The following is a 15,220-nucleotide window of genomic DNA, read 5'->3' on the forward strand; positions in this document are numbered from 1 at the left end:
CGCATGATCGTGGTCACCGGCGGCGCCGGCTTCATCGGCTCCAACATCGTCTCGCGCCTGTGCGCCGAGGATCGCTGGGACGTCGTCGTCTGCGACCGGCTGGAGGGCGCTAACTCCGGCAAGTGGCGCAACATCGCCAAGTCGCCCATCACAGACTTCTGGCAGCCGGAGGAGCTGTTCGCCCAGCTCGAACGCCACGCCGAACGGATCAGCGCCGTGGTTCACATGGGCGCGATTTCCTCGACCACCGAGCAGGACGCCGACCTGATCCTGCGCACCAACTTCAGCCTGTCTCGCGACCTCTGGGACTGGTGCGCCGTGAACGACGCCCGCATGATCTACGCCTCTTCGGCAGCCACCTATGGCGACGGTGAGGCCGGGTTCGACGACGCCGATGATCTTGCTTCTATCTCGAAGCTTCAGCCGCTAAACGCCTATGGTTATTCGAAAAAACTGTTCGACCAGTACGCCGTGCGCGAGGCGTCGCGCGACCATGCCCCGCGTCAGTGGGCGGGCCTGAAGTTCTTCAACGTCTATGGCCCCAACGAAGGCCACAAGGGCGGGATGAAGTCGGTCATCGCCCAGATCTGGCCCAGGGTCGCCGCCGGTGAGACCGTCAGCTTGTTCCGCTCGCACCATGCCGACTATGCCGACGGCGGCCAGTTGCGCGACTTCGTCTTCGTCGACGACGTGGTCGACATCATCGACTGGCTGCTGTGCGCGCCCGAGGTCAGCGGCATCTTCAACGCCGGATCGGGCCAGGCGCGGTCCTTCCTCGATCTCGCCAACGCCACCTTCGCCGCCGCCGGCAAGGACCCGGCCGTCGCCTATATCGACATGCCCGAGGTCATCCGCGACCGGTATCAGTATTTCACCGAGGCGAAGATGGACCGCGTCCGCGCCTTGGGCTTCGGCGGCCAGTCGACGCCGCTCGAAGAGGGCGTGCGCCGCTACGTCCAGTCCTTCCTGTCCCAGCCGGATCCGTATCGGTGAAACTTCCACGCCTGACGTTCTGGCAGAGCGTGGGCTGGCTGGGCTTTGCCTTGGTGTTCCTCGTCGCCGCTGCCGTCGCGGTCTGGCGCGGCGACATCCTGAAGGCCGGGCTTGACCCACAGGTTCCTTTCCAGACTTACGATCCGCCCGCACCGCCGAACTACGCCTCGGCCGAGTCCTGGGCCATGAAGGAGGTGCGGGCGCCGACCTCGGGTTCGGCCGCGATCTTCTTCCTGCATTCCACCACCTTCGACGGCGGTGAGGAGTGGAACGAGCCTATCGGCGACGCGCGCGCCGACGCCTATCTGGAGCGGGTCGTCATCCCCAACTACGCCGGGCCGTTCGCCCGGGCCGGGGCGATCAGCCTGCCGCGCTACCGCCAGGCCTCGCTCTACACGCGTCTGACGCTGCGCGATGACGCCCGCGACGCCCGCGCCTTCGCCTATGGCGACGCCCTGGCAGCCTTCGACGCGTGGCTGGCCGATCACCCAACCGATCCACTGGTTCTCGCCGGGGTGGAGCAGGGCGGCGAACTGATCGATCGCCTCGTTCGTGAGCGCGTCGCTGCCGATCCGGCCGTGCGCGGCCGCCTCGTCGCCGTCTATCTGATCGACGTCATCGCGGCGGTGGGCAATCTGGCGCCCTCCGTGCCGGCCTGCGCCACGGCCACCAGCATAGGTTGCGTCATAGGCTGGTCCCAGGTCGGCGACCAGAACGAAGGCGCCGCCCGCCGCCGGCTGCGCCGGGCCCTGGTCTGGGACGATGCCGGCAGACTGGTCGATCTCGACGGCCGCTCGGCCCTCTGCGTCAATCCCGTCAGCGGCGCGACGGGCGACGCCGCCGTGCCCGCCCGCCTTCATCGCGGCGCCGCCAACGCGACGGGTCTCGAATGGGGCGTCCGCCCGGCCTTCATCGACCGCGCCGTGGCGACACAGTGCAGGAACGGCATCCTGCGCCACACCGAACTGATGACGGAATCCTTCAAGGAGGTCGGAAACTGGGCGGATCGAAGAAAGGCGCGCCAGTACAATCTCTTTTATGCCGATATTGAAGCAGACGTTGAGCGCCGCCTGAACGTCTGGGAAGCGTCCAACGCCCCCTAATCCAACCCACCCCGGTCGGTCCGCCAGTCGAACAGCGCCTCCAGCACCTTGATCGCTTCCCCGCGCGGGCTGGTCAGGTCCGGATCCCGCCCCAGCACCAGCCGGGCGTCGTCCGCCGCCGCCAGAAGCAGCGACCGATGCCGGATCGGATCGGCGAATCGATAGGCCGGGAAGCCGCTCTGCTTGAGCCCCAGAGGATCACCCCCGCCGCGCAGGCGGAAATCCTCCTCGGCGATCTCGAACCCATCCTCGCTGCGCCGCAGGGTCTCCAGCCGCTCGCGCGCCGTGTCTCCGAGCCCGCCGTCCTGACCGCCGTACAGCAGGATGCAGGCGCTCGACTTGGCCCCGCGCCCGACCCGTCCGCGCAGCTGATGCAACTGGGCCAGGCCGAAACGGTCGGCATGTTCGATGACCATGATGGTCGCGTTCGGCACGTCGACCCCGACCTCCACGACCGTCGTCGCCACCAGCACCGACAGCCGCCCGTCGGCGAACTCGGCCATCACGGCCTCGCGCTGGGCGCCAGGCATCTGGCCGTGGGCGAGCCCCACCTCCAGGTTCAGGATCCGGGTCAGGTCGCGCGCCCGCTCCTCGGCGGCGGCCAGATCCAGAGCCTCCGACTCCGCCACCAGTGGACAGATCCAGTAGGCCTGGGCCCCGCTCTCGACCGCCGCCTTCAGCCGCTGCGCCACCTCGCCGATGCGCGCGAGCGGCAGCACGGCCGTGGAAATCGGCGTCCGCCCCGGCGGCTTCTCCATCAGCCGGCTGACCTCGAGTTCACCGTATTGGGTCAGCTCCAGCGTACGCGGGATCGGCGTCGCCGACATGGTCAGCAGGTGGACCCCGCCGGTGCGCGGAACGCCCTTGGCCTGCAGCCGCGCGCGTTCGTTGACCCCGAACCGGTGCTGTTCGTCGATCACCGCCAGCGCCAATTTGTCGAACCGGACCGCATCCTGGAACAGGGCATGGGTGCCGATCGCCACCTTGGCCTCGCCGGACGCCAGCGCCGCCAGCCGCTCGCGACGCTCGGCCGGCGTATCGCGCCCGGTCAGCAGGATCGTCCGCGCACCCGCCGCCTCAAGCATCGGTGTCAGCCGCTGATAGTGCTGGCGGGCCAGGATCTCCGTCGGGGCCATCAGGGCGGACTGGAACCCCGCGCTCGCCGCATCGGCCAGGGCCAGGGCCGCGACCGCCGTCTTGCCCGACCCCACGTCGCCCTGCAGCAGCCGGCCCATCTGTTCGCCCGACGCGAGGTCGCGCCGGATTTCGGCCAGCGCCTGAGCCTGCGCTCCGGTCAGGGTGAAGGGCAGGGCGGTCAGCAGGGCCTCCGACACCGCACCCGGCGCGATCAGCGGCGCCGGCGTGATCTGACGCGCGCGCTTTCGCCGGGCCAGGGCCAGCTGATGCGCGAACAGTTCGTCATAGGCCAGACGCTGGCGCGGCGCGGCGTCCGGCGACAGGTCCGCTTCGCCCGTCGGCGCATGCAGGGCCTCGATCGCCGCATGCCAGCCCGGCCAGCGCTGCTTCGCCAGCCAGGCCGCGTCCTGCCACTCGTCCAGTTCCGGCGCGGACGCCAGCGCGCCAAGCACGAGTTTGCGCACCACCCGCGACGTCAGGTTGGCCATCCCCGGATAGACGGGTTCGACGGCCGGGATTTCCTCGCCCTTGTCGAGCGCCACGATCCAGTCGGGATGCACGATCTGCACCTCGCCGTTAAACCGCTCGACCTTGCCGGACACCAGCCGCCGCTCGCCGCGCGGCAGCTGGCGATCGATGTGCTGGGGACTGCCGCCGAACCAGATCAGGTGAACGAAGCCGGTGTCGTCCGACGCCCTGACCTTCAGCGGCACGCCCGGTCGCCCCGGTGCGATCATCCGATCGACGATCACATCGAAGATGCCGACCTCGCCCTCGACCGCATCGGCAGCGTTGGTCCGTCGCCGCGTGATCACCCCGGCCGGCGACAGGAACAGCACGTCGCGCACCAGCGGCCCGGCCAGCTTGCGGATCAGGGGTTCCACCTTGGCCCCCACCCCCTTCAGGCTGGTGACCTCCGCGAACAGGGGAAAGAGAATCTGGGGCCGCATCGCTGATGACATTAGAGGCCGGACGGCGCTGGCGAAACGCGAGATGGATCGCTATTTCAACGCGACTGTTGAACGACTGAACCGGGCAAGGATTCTTGTGGCCGATAACAATGCGCGTGCCGAAACCGAACTTCGCCAGCAGCGGCTGGGCCGGATCACCTTCCGGGCCTGGCGGCGCGGCTTCCGCGAGGCCGATCTGGTGCTTGGGCCGTTCATGGAGCGCGAAGGCGCGAGCCTGAGCGACGCCGAACTGACCGAACTGGAGGCCCTGCTGGCCGAGGACAACGACCACGACCTCTACGCCTGGATCATCGAAACAAAGCCGACGCCGGCGGAGCACGACACCCTGCTGCTGACCAAACTCCGCGCCTTCATGCGCGCCCATGTCGCTGCCGCCGTCGCCGCGGGAGCCGGCTGATGGACGTGCGCGTGCAACGGACCGATCACGAACTGGGCGGCGCGCCCGAGGGGCTCGACGCCCTGGTCGTCGCCGACCGTTTGAAGGCTTCCGGCGGCGTCGGCGTCTTCGTGGCCCGGGATTATTCGCGCTCGACTGCCTTCGTCCAGGCGCTTCAGTTCTTCGCCAAGGACATTGAGGTCGTTGAGTTTCCGGCCTGGGATTGCCTGCCCTACGACCGTCTCAGCCCGACCTCGGGCGTGTCCGCAGAGCGAATGGCGGCCCTGACGGCCCTGGCCAAACGCGGGCTGGACGACCGCGCCCCCATGCTGGTCGTCACGACCGTCGCGGCCGCGATGCAGCGGACGCCGCCGCGCGAGGCCACCTTCGCCGCCAGTTTCGAAGCCCGCGTCGGTCGCGATCTGGATACCAAGGCGCTTGAGACCTATTTCACCACCAACGGCTACATGCGCGCCTCGACCGTCAACGAGCGCGGCGAATACGCCATCCGGGGCGGCGTCATCGACGTCTTCCCGCCGGGGTTCGAGGAGCCGGTCCGTCTCGACATGTTCGGGTCGGAGCTGGAATCGATCCGCACCTTCGACCCGGCGACCCAGCGTTCGACCGGCACGCGGACCGAGGTCTCGCTGTCGCCCGTGTCCGAGGCCCTGCTGGATGCCGAGACCATCAGCCGTTTCCGCACCGGCTATCTGAACCTGTTCGGCGCGCCCGGCGACGATCCCCTCTATGCGACGATCAGCGAGGGCGCACGGCGTCAGGGTATGGAGCACTGGATCCCACTGCTCTACGACCGGCTGGAGACTCTGTTCGACTACCTGCCTGACGACGCCTCGATCTTCCTCGACCATCAGGCCGAGGCGGCGCGTGCCGAGCGCTGGAACCTGACCCGGGACGCCTACGAGGCCCGCCAGGAAGCCTCCAAAGCCAAGGGCGGAGCTGCCAACCGGGCCCTTCCGCCGGATCGACTTTACCTGCCTGATGCCGATTGGAACTCGGCGCTGGCCGGCCGCGCGGTCCGCCGCCTGTCGCCGTTCTACGCGGCGGCCGAGGACGCAGGCGGCAATCTGGGCCGGACCTTCGGCGCCGAACGAGCCCAGGACAGCGTCAACCTTTTCGAGGCCGTCGCCGACCATGCGGCCAAGCTGAAGGCCTCCGGAAAGCGCGTCCTGTTCGCCTCCTGGAGCGAGGGCTCGTCCGACCGCCTCGGCGTCATGATGGCCGACCACGGGCTGCAGCATGTCGTCGCCGTGCGCGACTGGGCCGATGTGCAGGCGGCATCCAAGGACCTCTATCTGCGCGCCGTCTTGCCGGTGGAGCACGGCTTCACGACGGGCGACCTCGCCGTCATCTCCGAGACCGACATCCTCGGCGACCGTCTGGCGCGGCCGAAGAAGAAGCGCCGGGCGTCCAACTTCCTCGCCGAGGCCTCGGCCCTGACGACCGGCGACCTCGTCGTCCACCTCGATCACGGCATCGGCCGCTACGAGGGTCTGAAGACGCTGGACATCCAGGAGGCGCCGCACGACTGCCTCGAACTGTTGTATGCCGGTGAGAGCAAACTCTATCTACCTGTTGAAAACATTGACCTTCTGACCCGCTACGGCTCCGAGTCCGACGGCGTCCAGCTCGACCGCCTCGGCGGCGCCGCCTGGCAGGGCCGCAAGGCCAAGGCCAAGGCCCGCCTTCGCGACATGGCCGAGGGCCTCATCGCCCTTGCCGCCAAGCGCGCGCTGAGGGTCGGAGAGGCGGTCACCCCGCCCGCCGGCCTGTTCGACGAGTTCTGCGCCCGCTTCCCCTACGAGGAGACGGACGACCAGCTCAACGCCATCGGCGACGTGCTGGAGGACCTCGGCAAGGGCGTGCCGATGGATCGCCTGATCTGCGGCGACGTCGGCTTCGGCAAGACCGAGGTCGCCATCCGCGCCGCCTTCGTCGTCGCCATGTCGGGACAACAGGTCGCCATCGTCTGCCCGACGACCCTGCTGGCCCGCCAGCATTTCAAGACCTTCTCGGAGCGCTTCGCCGGCTGGCCGATCAAGGTCCGTCACCTGTCGCGCATGGTCACCGCCAAGGACGCGGCCGAGACGCGCGCAGGGCTCAAGGACGGCAGTTTCGAGATCGTCGTCGGCACCCACGCGGTGCTGGCTGAACAGGTCGGGTTCAAGGACCTGGGCCTCGTCATCGTCGACGAGGAGCAGCACTTCGGCGTCAAGCACAAGGAGAAGCTCAAGAGCCTTCGCGCCGACGTCCATCTGCTGACCCTGACCGCCACCCCGATCCCCCGGACGCTGCAGATGGCCCTGTCCGGCATCCGCGAGATGTCGATCATCGCCACCCCGCCGGTCGACCGCCTGGCCGTGCGGACCTATGTCGCGCCCTGGGATCCGGTCATGGTCCGCGAGGCCCTGCTGCGCGAGAAATACCGGGGCGGTCAGGCCTTCTACGTCTGCCCGCGCCTGTCGGACCTGCCGGACATCGAGGAATTCCTGCGGATCCAGGTGCCGGAGATCAAGTTTGTGGTCGGCCACGGCCAGATGAGCCCGACCCAGCTCGAAGACGTGATGAGCGCCTTCTATGACGGCTCCTACGACGTCCTGGTCTCGACCACGATCGTCGAAAGCGGCATCGACATTCCGACCGCCAACACCCTGATCGTGCACCGCGCCGACATGTTCGGCCTGGCCCAGCTGCACCAGATCCGAGGACGCATCGGCCGGTCCAAGGCGAGAGCCTTCGCCTATCTGACCGTCGATCCGAAGCGGCCGATGACCCTGTCGGCCGAGCGCCGTCTGCAGGTGCTGCAATCGCTCGACAACCTCGGCGCCGGTTTCCAGCTGGCCTCACACGATCTGGATCAGCGCGGCGGCGGCAACCTGCTGGGCGACGAGCAATCGGGCCATATCCGCGAAGTCGGTGTCGAACTGTATCAGCAGATGCTGGAAGACGCGGTCGCCGAACTGCGCCAGAACGGCGAAGGGGGCGTCGTCGATCGCGGCTGGTCACCGGCCATCAACGTCGGCGCCGCCGTTTTGATTCCAGAGGATTACATCTCGGACCTGAACGTCCGTCTCAGCCTCTATCGCCGCCTGTCCGACGCCGAGAACACCGAGAGCCGTGAGGCCCTTGCCGCCGAACTGATCGACCGGTTCGGTCCTCTGCCGGACGAGGCGAAACAACTGCTGCGCATCGTTGGCGTCAAGGCCAACTGCAAGACGGCCTGTATCGAGCGAATCGACATCGGACCCAAGGGCTGCGTCCTGACCCTGCGCGACAATACCTTCCCCAACCCCATGGGCTTGGTCGGTCTGATCCAGAAGAACCACGCGACGTGGAAGATCCGGCCGGATCAGAAGATCGTCGTGAAGGGCGACTGGCCGACGCCCGAGGACCGCCTGAAGGTGGCCGAGCGGATCACCGCCGATCTGGCGAGGGTCGCCAAGGCATGACGATAGAGGCCCGGTCGGCGACCGAGGCCGACTGGCCCGCCCTCTGGCCGATCGTCGAGGCCGTCGTGCGGGCAGGGGAGACCTATACCTATCCCCGCGACCTGACCGAGGCGGCGGCGAAGGCGATCTGGATGCAGACACCGCCCGGCGCCACCCTGGTCGCCGTCGACGGGGATCAGATTCTGGGCAGCGCCAAGATCACCCCGAACCAGATGGGCGGCGGCGCCCATGTCGCCAACGCCAGCTTCATGGTCGGAGCGACGGCGCAGGGTCGCGGCGTCGGTCGGCTGCTGGGCGAAACGGCTCTGGCCTGGGCGCGCTCGACCGGCTACCGCGCCATGCAGTTCAACGCGGTCGTGGAGACGAACACGGTCGCCGTCGCCCTCTGGCGCGCGCTCGGCTTCGAGATCGTTGGCACAGTGCCGGAAGCGTTCGATCATCCGACCCATGGCCTTGTCGGCCTGCACATCATGCACCGCCGACTCTAGGGCGGTTTGTCGATCAGGCGGGCTGCACCTGCATGTCGGCCGAGGCGCGCTCCAGCACCGCGGCGGCGCTTTCGCCCTGCATCAGCTCGGCGACCCCCACGCTGAAGTCGACCACGAAGGGCGTCCGGTCGGGACCGGCGTCGAAGGCGGTGCAGCCGATGACGGCGGCGATCCGCTCCACCGCCAGTCGCGCCTGCGGCCCCGGCGTGGCGGGCAGGGCGAGGGCGAAGACCTCGGGCGCCAGTCGCGCGGCCGTATCCTCGACCCGCACCAGGCGCGACACCATGGCCCCGATCTGGGGCATGGCGCGATCGAGCCACCCGCCCATCCGGGCGCGGGTCAGGGCGTCGCTGTCCGAGACCCGCAGGACGCAGACCGACAGCGGACGCCGCCTTGCCGAGGCGGCTTCGGCCACCCGGCCCAGATGGCTGGCGAACAGGTTCCGCGTGAACAGCCCGGTCGACGGATCCATGATCCCGGCCCCGCGCGCGCCTTCCAGCGCCTTGCGGATCGCCAGATGACGGCGGTGGGTCCGCGCCAGGGTCATCACCCGCCCTGCGGCCTCGGGCTCCGGCGTGTCGGCGGCGGCCACTTCCGAGAAGCCCCGGTTGTAGAGCTCGCTCAGATTGATCTCGCCCTCGGAGCGCAGATAGAGGGCCAGGGGGATGTGATAGAGGCGCGTGTTCCGCTTCATGCCGGACGCGATCGACAGGGCCGGCGCGTGGTCGGGCGCGCCCCACAGCACGGCCGCGTCGAACGCGCTCTCATGCAGATAGTCGAAGGCGGTATAGGGTGTCGGCGCGGCCACAACCTCGGCGCCGGCCGCCGTCAGGGTATTCGACAGGGCGATGAACCGGTGATCAGGCGCCCCGGCGATCAGGATTCGGATGGGGCTGGGATCCGACAGGCCCGGATCCAGAGTCGCGCCGTGCAGGGCGAAGGTCGCCTGTCGCAGGCGGAACTCTTCCTCGGCGATGGCGGCGCGGACCAGTTGTTCGATGCGCAGCGCGGCCTGGGCCGGATGCGGGACCTCCGTCGTCGTCAGGTCGAAGGTCTCGCTGGGCAGATCCGACGCCTTCGGACCCAGCGCGATCACCGGCAAACGCCGCGCCCCGGCCGCCAGCCGCAAGGCTTCGGGCAATGCGGAGATTTCGGGGTGGTCCGCGTCCAGGATCGCGGCTTCCAGCTTGAAGTCGGTCAGGGCGGCCACCGCGCCCGCGCCCGACCGGGCCGTCATCGTGCGCCAGCCGAGCTGATCCAGCCCACGGCACAGGGCGCCGATCCGCTCATCCGTCTCGGCGACGACCAGAACGCGTGGATCCAAACCTGAAATCTCTGAGCTCCCCCTGCGCGCCCGACCGGTCGCGGCTCCTGACGGGGAGCGGCTGGACCATACCGACGCGCCCCCCTGCGGCGCAACGGGGCTAATGCGCCGGATCGGGGAAAACGACCGCGTGAGCACAGCTTCCAAAGCGAACGTTTTCGGGTAGAGTCACCTGCTGGGCTACGGCGGGAACCGGCTTGATCGGACAGACTAACGAAATGGCGTCACCCGGCTTCTGGGTGCGGCTCTCGGGGCGGGCGTTCGCGCGCAGCTGGGGCCGGGACGTCATGCTCTACACCGGCGGGGTGTCCTTCTTCGCCCTGCTGGCGGTGTTCCCGGCGATCGCCATCCTGATCGGCTTCTACAAGGCTGTCCTGTCGATCGGCCAGGTGGGCGAGCAGGCGGCGGCCCTGGCCGACGTCATGCCGCACGCCGCCCGCGCCATCTTCCGCGCCGAGGTCGAGCGGCTGTCGAACGCCTCGGCCCGCGCGGTCTCCACCCAAAGCGCCTTCGCCCTGATCGTCGGCGCCTATGCCGCGCACCGTGGATTCAAGGCCTTGCTGGCGGGACTGAACCTGATCCATGACGAGACGGAGCCGCATGGCTTCTTCAAGTTCAACTTCCTGGCCTTCGTGGTCGCCGTCGTTGCGTTCGGCCTGTTCACCATCGTCTCCGGCGCGGTGGTCACCGCCCGCCTGCTCGAGCACGCCGAGCCGGTGACGGGGCAGGGCGGTCTGCCGCTGAACGGCTTCCTGCCCGCGGCCGGCCTCGCCCTGGGTCTGACGCTGCTCTATCGCTACGCCATGTCGCACCGCGATCCGGTGGCCTGGTTGCCGTCGATCGCAGGCGGCGCGGTGGCGACCGTCCTGTCGATGATCTCGTCCTGGCTCTGCGCCATCTATGTCGAACAGATCGCCCAGCTCGGCGCGACCTACGGCTCGGTCGGTGCCGTGGTGGTTCTGCTGATCTGGCTGTCTTGGAACGTCAACGCCATCTTCTACGGCGGTGCCTTCGCCACCGAGATGGAGATCGCCGCCCGTTCGAAAGGCGCGCCGGACGTCGCGCCGGAAGACAGCCCCTCGGTCGTCAACCTGTCTGAGCGGCGCGCGTCTCGACGGTGAGCGTCAGGACTCCGTCAGCCTCTTCGACAGACACAACCCGCCCGCCCAGTTCGCTCATCAGATAGGGCACATCGATCCGCGCCATCGGGTCGGTCGCCAGCAGCACCAGTCGCTGCCCCTCCAGCCCCTCGGCCGCCTTTCGCAGGCGCAGGCTCGGCACGGGACACCGATGCCCGCGCGCATCGACGACGATATCGCTCACCCCGCCTCGCAGGCCGTCAGCAACAGGCCGAGCGCCACCCGCACGCTCTCCAGCCGAACCTCTTCGCGCCCGAGAGCGCCGAACCGATGCGCCTCGTGGACCACGCCGTCCGGGCCCGCGCAGCCGAAATGAACCAGGCCCACCGGCTTGTCCGCCGATCCGCCGCCCGGTCCTGCGATCCCCGTGATGGAAACAGCCAGGTCCACCCCGGCCGTCACGCGAGCGCCCGCCGCCATCGCCCGCGCCACAGGCTCCGACACCGCGCCGTGCGCCTCGATCGTCTCAGGAGGCACGCCCAGCATCTCGGACTTGGCCGCATTGCTGTAGGTGACGAAGCCCCGATCGACGACGGCGGACGCCCCCGCCACGGCCGTGAGGGCCCCTGCCACCAGCCCGCCGGTGCAGCTCTCCGCCGTCGCCACGGTCCAGCCGCGACCCGTCGCCGCGGCCACCACTTCGGCCGCCATCCGTTCGATATCTTGGGGGAACATTGACCTTTCCGATCCAGAAGCGAGTCAGTCTAGGCTTTTCGCCTAGCACGCGTCGCGGCCTTTGGCGCGCGCTCAGGACGGGGATTTCATGACCGACGCGACCCTGCCGCAAGACGCCGGCGCTCCCACCGACGGCGCAGACCGCGTGGCGCGGACCCTTTTCGCCGTGGCCATCTTCACCTCGGCGGCCCTGGTCTTCGTGGTCCAGCCGATGGTGACCAAGCTGGTCCTGCCGATGCTGGGCGGATCGCCCTCGGTCTGGAACACGGCCATGGTCTTCTTCCAGACCGCGCTGCTCGCCGGCTACGGCTACGCCCACATTCTGCAGCGCCTGAAGTCGATGCGGGCCCAGATGGCCACCCACCTCGTCCTGCTGGCTGCCGCCGCCCTGTTCGTGCCCCTGAGCATCAATGGCGTGTTCGGCGACCCTAACCCCAGCGCGCCTATCGGCTGGTTGCTGGCCACCCTGGCCCTTTCGGTCGGCGCGCCCTTCGCCGTCCTGTCGGCCACCGCGCCCCTGCTTCAGGCCTGGTACGCCCGCGTCCGCGCAGGCCATGCCGACGGCCGGAACCCTTACGTCCTCTACGCTGCCTCCAACCTCGGCAGCTTCCTGGCCCTGATCGCCTATCCGATCCTGATCGAGCCGCTGATGACCCTGTCGGGCCAGCGCGCGACCTGGAGCGGGGGCTACGCGGCCTTCATGCTGATGATCGCGGCCCTGGCCTTCGTCGCCTGGCGTCGCGGTCAGATCGGCGCCGCCACGCCGGTCGCCAGCCTGGCGGTCAGCCCGCCCATCGCCTGGCGCGAGAAGGTCGTCCTGGTCCTCCTGGCCGCTGCGCCGTCCAGCCTGATGCTGGGCGTCACCACCCACCTGTCGACCGACGTCGCTTCGGCCCCCTTCCTGTGGGTCGTGCCGCTGGCCCTGTATCTGCTGACCTTCGTCATCGCCTTCCAGGACAAGCCGATCATCCCGCTGTCGATCACCCTGGTGATCTCGGGCGCCCTGACCCTGGCCTGCGTCGCCTTCACCGCCTTCAGGACCGGCAACTGGTTGATGATGTTCGGCCTGCACTTGGCCGCCTTCTTCTTCCTCGCCCTCATGTGCCACCAGCGTCTGGCCGGTCGTCGCCCGCCGCCGGATCGCCTGACGGAATTCTATCTCCTGATGTCGCTGGGCGGCGTCGTCGGCGGCGCCTTCACCGCCCTTCTGGCGCCGGTCCTGTTCGACGGCGTCTGGGAGTATCCGCTGGTCCTCGTCCTGGCCGGACTGGCCCGACCGTTCAACAAGGCGCCGATCCGGAACTCGGAGGTCTATCTGTTCGTCGGCGCCGTCTTGATCGCCGGCCTGCCGCCACTGCTGTCGGCGGTCTTCCAGGCCGATTGGGACTTCGCCTGGTGGTTCAGCAAGAACGTGTCCGAGAACATGCCGCGCCTGACCCAGATGATCCTGCTGGCGCCCATGATCGCGGCCTTCCTGCTGCGCGACCGCACCCCGGCCTATGTCATCATCGCCGCGGCCATCGCCCTGTCGACCGCCTACATCGCGCGCGGTTACGATGCCGCCTTCACCGACCGCAGCTTCTTCGGCGTGATGAAGATCGCCCCGGTCCAGGACCCGCGCCTCGGCGGTCAGGTCAACATCCTGATGCACGGCACGACCCTGCACGGAGCCCAGCCACGCGCGCGCGCCTTCGCCTGCCTGCCGACCATGTACTACGCGCCGGCGACACCGATCGGCCAGACGACGCAGGTGCTGCAGAACCGCCGTCCCGCCCTCAACATCGGCGTGGTGGGCCAGGGGTCGGGCGCCATGGCCGGCTACAAGCGCGCCGGCGATCAGATGACCTTCTTCGAGATCGATCCGATGGTCGATCAGCTGTCGCGTGATCCCCAGTGGTTCACCTATATCTCCGACTGCGCCGACGGCCCCGTCCGCACGGTTCTCGGCGACGCCCGTCTGACGATGGCGCGCGAGACCGCCGGGACCTATGACCTTCTCCTGATCGACGCCTTCTCCTCCGATGCCGTCCCGACCCATCTGCTGACGGTCGAGGCGATCGAGGGCTATCTGAAACTCCTGAAGCCCGACGGCGTGGTCATCCTCCACCTGTCGAACCGCAACCTCGACATCACCCTGCCGGCGGCGGCGGCGGCTCGGGCGCTGGGGGCGGCCAATCTGCACCAGGTCTATCAGGAATCACCCTCGGCCCCGGACATGGCCGAGGCTTCGACCGAGGCCCTGATCCTGTCGCCGACCGACGCGGGCCTGGCCGAGTTCCGGGCACAGCCGCAATGGGCGACCATCGGCGACAATGAGGTCCGGCCGTGGACCGACGACTATGTGAACCTGTTCGGGTCGTTGTGGCGGCACTTCCGCCGCTGACGCCAGCCGGTTGATCAGGCGGGTAATTCGATCGTCACGATGGCGGAGGCCGCCAGGCCTTCCTCCCGCCCGGTGAAGCCCATCCGCTCCATCGTCGTCGCCTTCACGCTGACGGCGTCGAGCGGCAGGTTCAGGATCTCGGCCAGCCGCTCGCGCATGGCCTGACGGTGCGGCTTCACCTTGGGCCGCTCGCAGATCAGGGTCACATCGACGTTGACCAGGCGCCCGCCGCGCGCCGTCAGCCGCTCGACCGCGTGGATCAGGAACTGGTCGGACGCCGCGCCCTTCCATTTCGGATCGGTCGGCGGGAAATGGTCGCCGATGTCGCCGTCGCCCATGGCGCCCAGCACCGCGTCGGTGAGGGAGTGCAGGCCCGCGTCGGCGTCCGAGTGACCGATCAGGGTTTGGTCATGCGGGATGGACACGCCGCACAGCCACACCTCTTCGCCGGGCCCCCAGCGATGCGCGTCGAAACCCTGGCCCACCCGCGTTTGAAGGGGGCGGGTCTGGTTGGCGATCAGGGCCTCGGCCATGGCGAAATCCTCGGGGAATGTCAGTTTCATCAGGCGCGGATCGCCGTCGACCAGCCGCACCAGGCCGCCGTCGTGCTCGACCACGGCCGCGTCGTCCGTCGCCGCCGAACCTTCGGGCCAGGCGGCATAGGCGGCGATCAGCCGATCCGCCCGGAACGCCTGAGGAGTCTGCGCCCGCCACAGGCCATCGCGATCCACCGTAGCGTCGATCCGATCCGACCCGCGTTTCAGCGTGTCGGAGACGGGCAGGGCGGCGATGGCCCCGTCCGCGCCGGGCAGGGCAGCCAGCAAGCGATGGATCACGTCGCCCGACACGAGCGGCCGCGCCGCATCATGCACCAGCACCGGCCGATCCGCCGCGCCGGTCAGGGCCGCCAGTCCCGCACGCACCGAATCCGCCCGTTCCGCACCGCCGACGACAGTCCGCCATCCGGTCAGTCCCGCCAGCGCCTCGGCGGCCCGGTCCAGACCGTCCGGCGCGACGACGACGACGACCTCTTCGGCGCCCGCCGTCAGCAAGGCCTCGACCGACCAGCGCACCACGGGCTTGCCGCCCAGCGTGCGCCACTGCTTGTCCCCACCGGCTCTCGAACCCGAGCCCGCCGCCACTACGATCGCTGCAAATGTCATT

The 15,220-nt window shown here is 68.9% G+C and carries 12 protein-coding genes; 7 read left to right on the plus strand and 5 right to left on the minus strand.

Translation table 11 applies throughout. The annotated features are described in order from the left end of the window. Positions 1-3 precede the first annotated feature (3 nt). On the plus strand, positions 4-993 hold the full coding sequence (rfaD, locus tag ACW171_RS03770) for an ADP-glyceromanno-heptose 6-epimerase (protein WP_492096581.1): 990 nt from the start codon (positions 4-6) through the stop codon (positions 991-993). Then, complete coding sequence (locus ACW171_RS03775) at positions 990-2,096, plus strand: DUF3089 domain-containing protein (RefSeq protein WP_492095762.1); 1,107 nt, start codon at positions 990-992, stop codon at positions 2,094-2,096. The genes rfaD and ACW171_RS03775 overlap by 4 nt, the downstream gene beginning before the upstream one ends. Here ACW171_RS03775 and recG read toward each other — a convergent pair. Continuing rightward, positions 2,093-4,183, minus strand: a complete 2,091-nt coding sequence (gene recG, locus ACW171_RS03780; RefSeq protein ID WP_492095763.1) for an ATP-dependent DNA helicase RecG — start codon at positions 4,181-4,183, stop codon at positions 2,093-2,095. The two genes, ACW171_RS03775 and recG, sit on opposite strands and share 4 nt — an antisense overlap. A 43-nt stretch (positions 4,184-4,226) precedes the next feature. On the opposite strand from recG, the gene ACW171_RS03785 reads away from it, so the two are divergent. The 3 genes from ACW171_RS03785 to ACW171_RS03795 are packed head-to-tail and all read left to right on the plus strand — an operon-like array spanning position 4,227 to position 8,535. Continuing rightward, entirely contained in the window at positions 4,227-4,601 is a 375-nt protein-coding gene (locus ACW171_RS03785) for an FAD assembly factor SdhE (protein WP_492095764.1), read from the plus strand. Next, positions 4,601-8,047: a transcription-repair coupling factor gene (gene mfd, locus ACW171_RS03790; RefSeq protein WP_492095765.1), complete on the plus strand. Its 3,447-nt coding sequence runs from the start codon at positions 4,601-4,603 to the stop codon at positions 8,045-8,047. Before ACW171_RS03785 ends, mfd begins: the two co-directional genes overlap by 1 nt. After that, on the plus strand, positions 8,044-8,535 hold the full coding sequence (locus ACW171_RS03795) for a GNAT family N-acetyltransferase (RefSeq protein WP_492095766.1): 492 nt from the start codon (positions 8,044-8,046) through the stop codon (positions 8,533-8,535). The genes mfd and ACW171_RS03795 overlap by 4 nt, the downstream gene beginning before the upstream one ends. A gap of 13 nt (positions 8,536-8,548) precedes the next feature. Here ACW171_RS03795 and ACW171_RS03800 read toward each other — a convergent pair whose 3' ends face one another. Beyond that, on the minus strand, positions 8,549-9,859 hold the full coding sequence (locus tag ACW171_RS03800; RefSeq protein WP_492095767.1) for a diguanylate cyclase domain-containing protein: 1,311 nt from the start codon (positions 9,857-9,859) through the stop codon (positions 8,549-8,551). 218 nt (positions 9,860-10,077) lie between these two features. Here ACW171_RS03800 and ACW171_RS03805 point away from each other — a divergent pair, with 218 nt between their 5' ends. Further along, on the plus strand, positions 10,078-10,980 hold the full coding sequence (locus ACW171_RS03805) for a YihY/virulence factor BrkB family protein (protein WP_492095768.1): 903 nt from the start codon (positions 10,078-10,080) through the stop codon (positions 10,978-10,980). On the opposite strand, the gene ACW171_RS03810 is transcribed toward ACW171_RS03805, so the two are convergent. Further along, positions 10,946-11,182, minus strand: a complete 237-nt coding sequence (locus tag ACW171_RS03810; protein WP_492095769.1) for a sulfurtransferase TusA family protein — start codon at positions 11,180-11,182, stop codon at positions 10,946-10,948. The genes ACW171_RS03805 and ACW171_RS03810 overlap by 35 nt on opposite strands. Then, positions 11,179-11,673, minus strand: coding sequence for a CinA family protein (locus ACW171_RS03815; RefSeq protein WP_492095770.1), 495 nt, complete (start codon positions 11,671-11,673; stop codon positions 11,179-11,181). The genes ACW171_RS03810 and ACW171_RS03815 overlap by 4 nt, the downstream gene beginning before the upstream one ends. 88 nt (positions 11,674-11,761) lie before the next feature. On the opposite strand from ACW171_RS03815, the gene ACW171_RS03820 reads away from it, so the two are divergent. Continuing rightward, on the plus strand, positions 11,762-14,056 hold the full coding sequence (locus tag ACW171_RS03820) for a fused MFS/spermidine synthase (RefSeq protein WP_492095771.1): 2,295 nt from the start codon (positions 11,762-11,764) through the stop codon (positions 14,054-14,056). Between the two features lie 14 nt (positions 14,057-14,070). On the opposite strand, the gene ACW171_RS03825 is transcribed toward ACW171_RS03820, so the two are convergent. Then, complete coding sequence (locus tag ACW171_RS03825) at positions 14,071-15,219, minus strand: bifunctional 2-C-methyl-D-erythritol 4-phosphate cytidylyltransferase/2-C-methyl-D-erythritol 2,4-cyclodiphosphate synthase (RefSeq protein WP_492095772.1); 1,149 nt, start codon at positions 15,217-15,219, stop codon at positions 14,071-14,073. Between the last annotated feature and the right edge of the window lies 1 nt (position 15,220).

This window comes from Brevundimonas sp. FV1ye28, assembly GCF_058681135.1.

Coding starts and splice junctions, on each gene's coding strand:
- mfd (WP_492095765.1), top strand. CDS start 4,601: ATGGACGTGCGCGTGCAACGGACCGATCACGAACTGGGCGGCGCGCCC.
- ACW171_RS03795 (WP_492095766.1), top strand. CDS start 8,044: ATGACGATAGAGGCCCGGTCGGCGACCGAGGCCGACTGGCCCGCCCTC.
- recG (WP_492095763.1), bottom strand. CDS start 4,183: ATGCGGCCCCAGATTCTCTTTCCCCTGTTCGCGGAGGTCACCAGCCTG.
- rfaD (WP_492096581.1), top strand. CDS start 4: ATGATCGTGGTCACCGGCGGCGCCGGCTTCATCGGCTCCAACATCGTC.
- ACW171_RS03785 (WP_492095764.1), top strand. CDS start 4,227: ATGGATCGCTATTTCAACGCGACTGTTGAACGACTGAACCGGGCAAGG.
- ACW171_RS03820 (WP_492095771.1), top strand. CDS start 11,762: ATGACCGACGCGACCCTGCCGCAAGACGCCGGCGCTCCCACCGACGGC.
- ACW171_RS03825 (WP_492095772.1), bottom strand. CDS start 15,219: ATGACATTTGCAGCGATCGTAGTGGCGGCGGGCTCGGGTTCGAGAGCC.
- ACW171_RS03815 (WP_492095770.1), bottom strand. CDS start 11,673: ATGTTCCCCCAAGATATCGAACGGATGGCGGCCGAAGTGGTGGCCGCG.
- ACW171_RS03805 (WP_492095768.1), top strand. CDS start 10,078: ATGGCGTCACCCGGCTTCTGGGTGCGGCTCTCGGGGCGGGCGTTCGCG.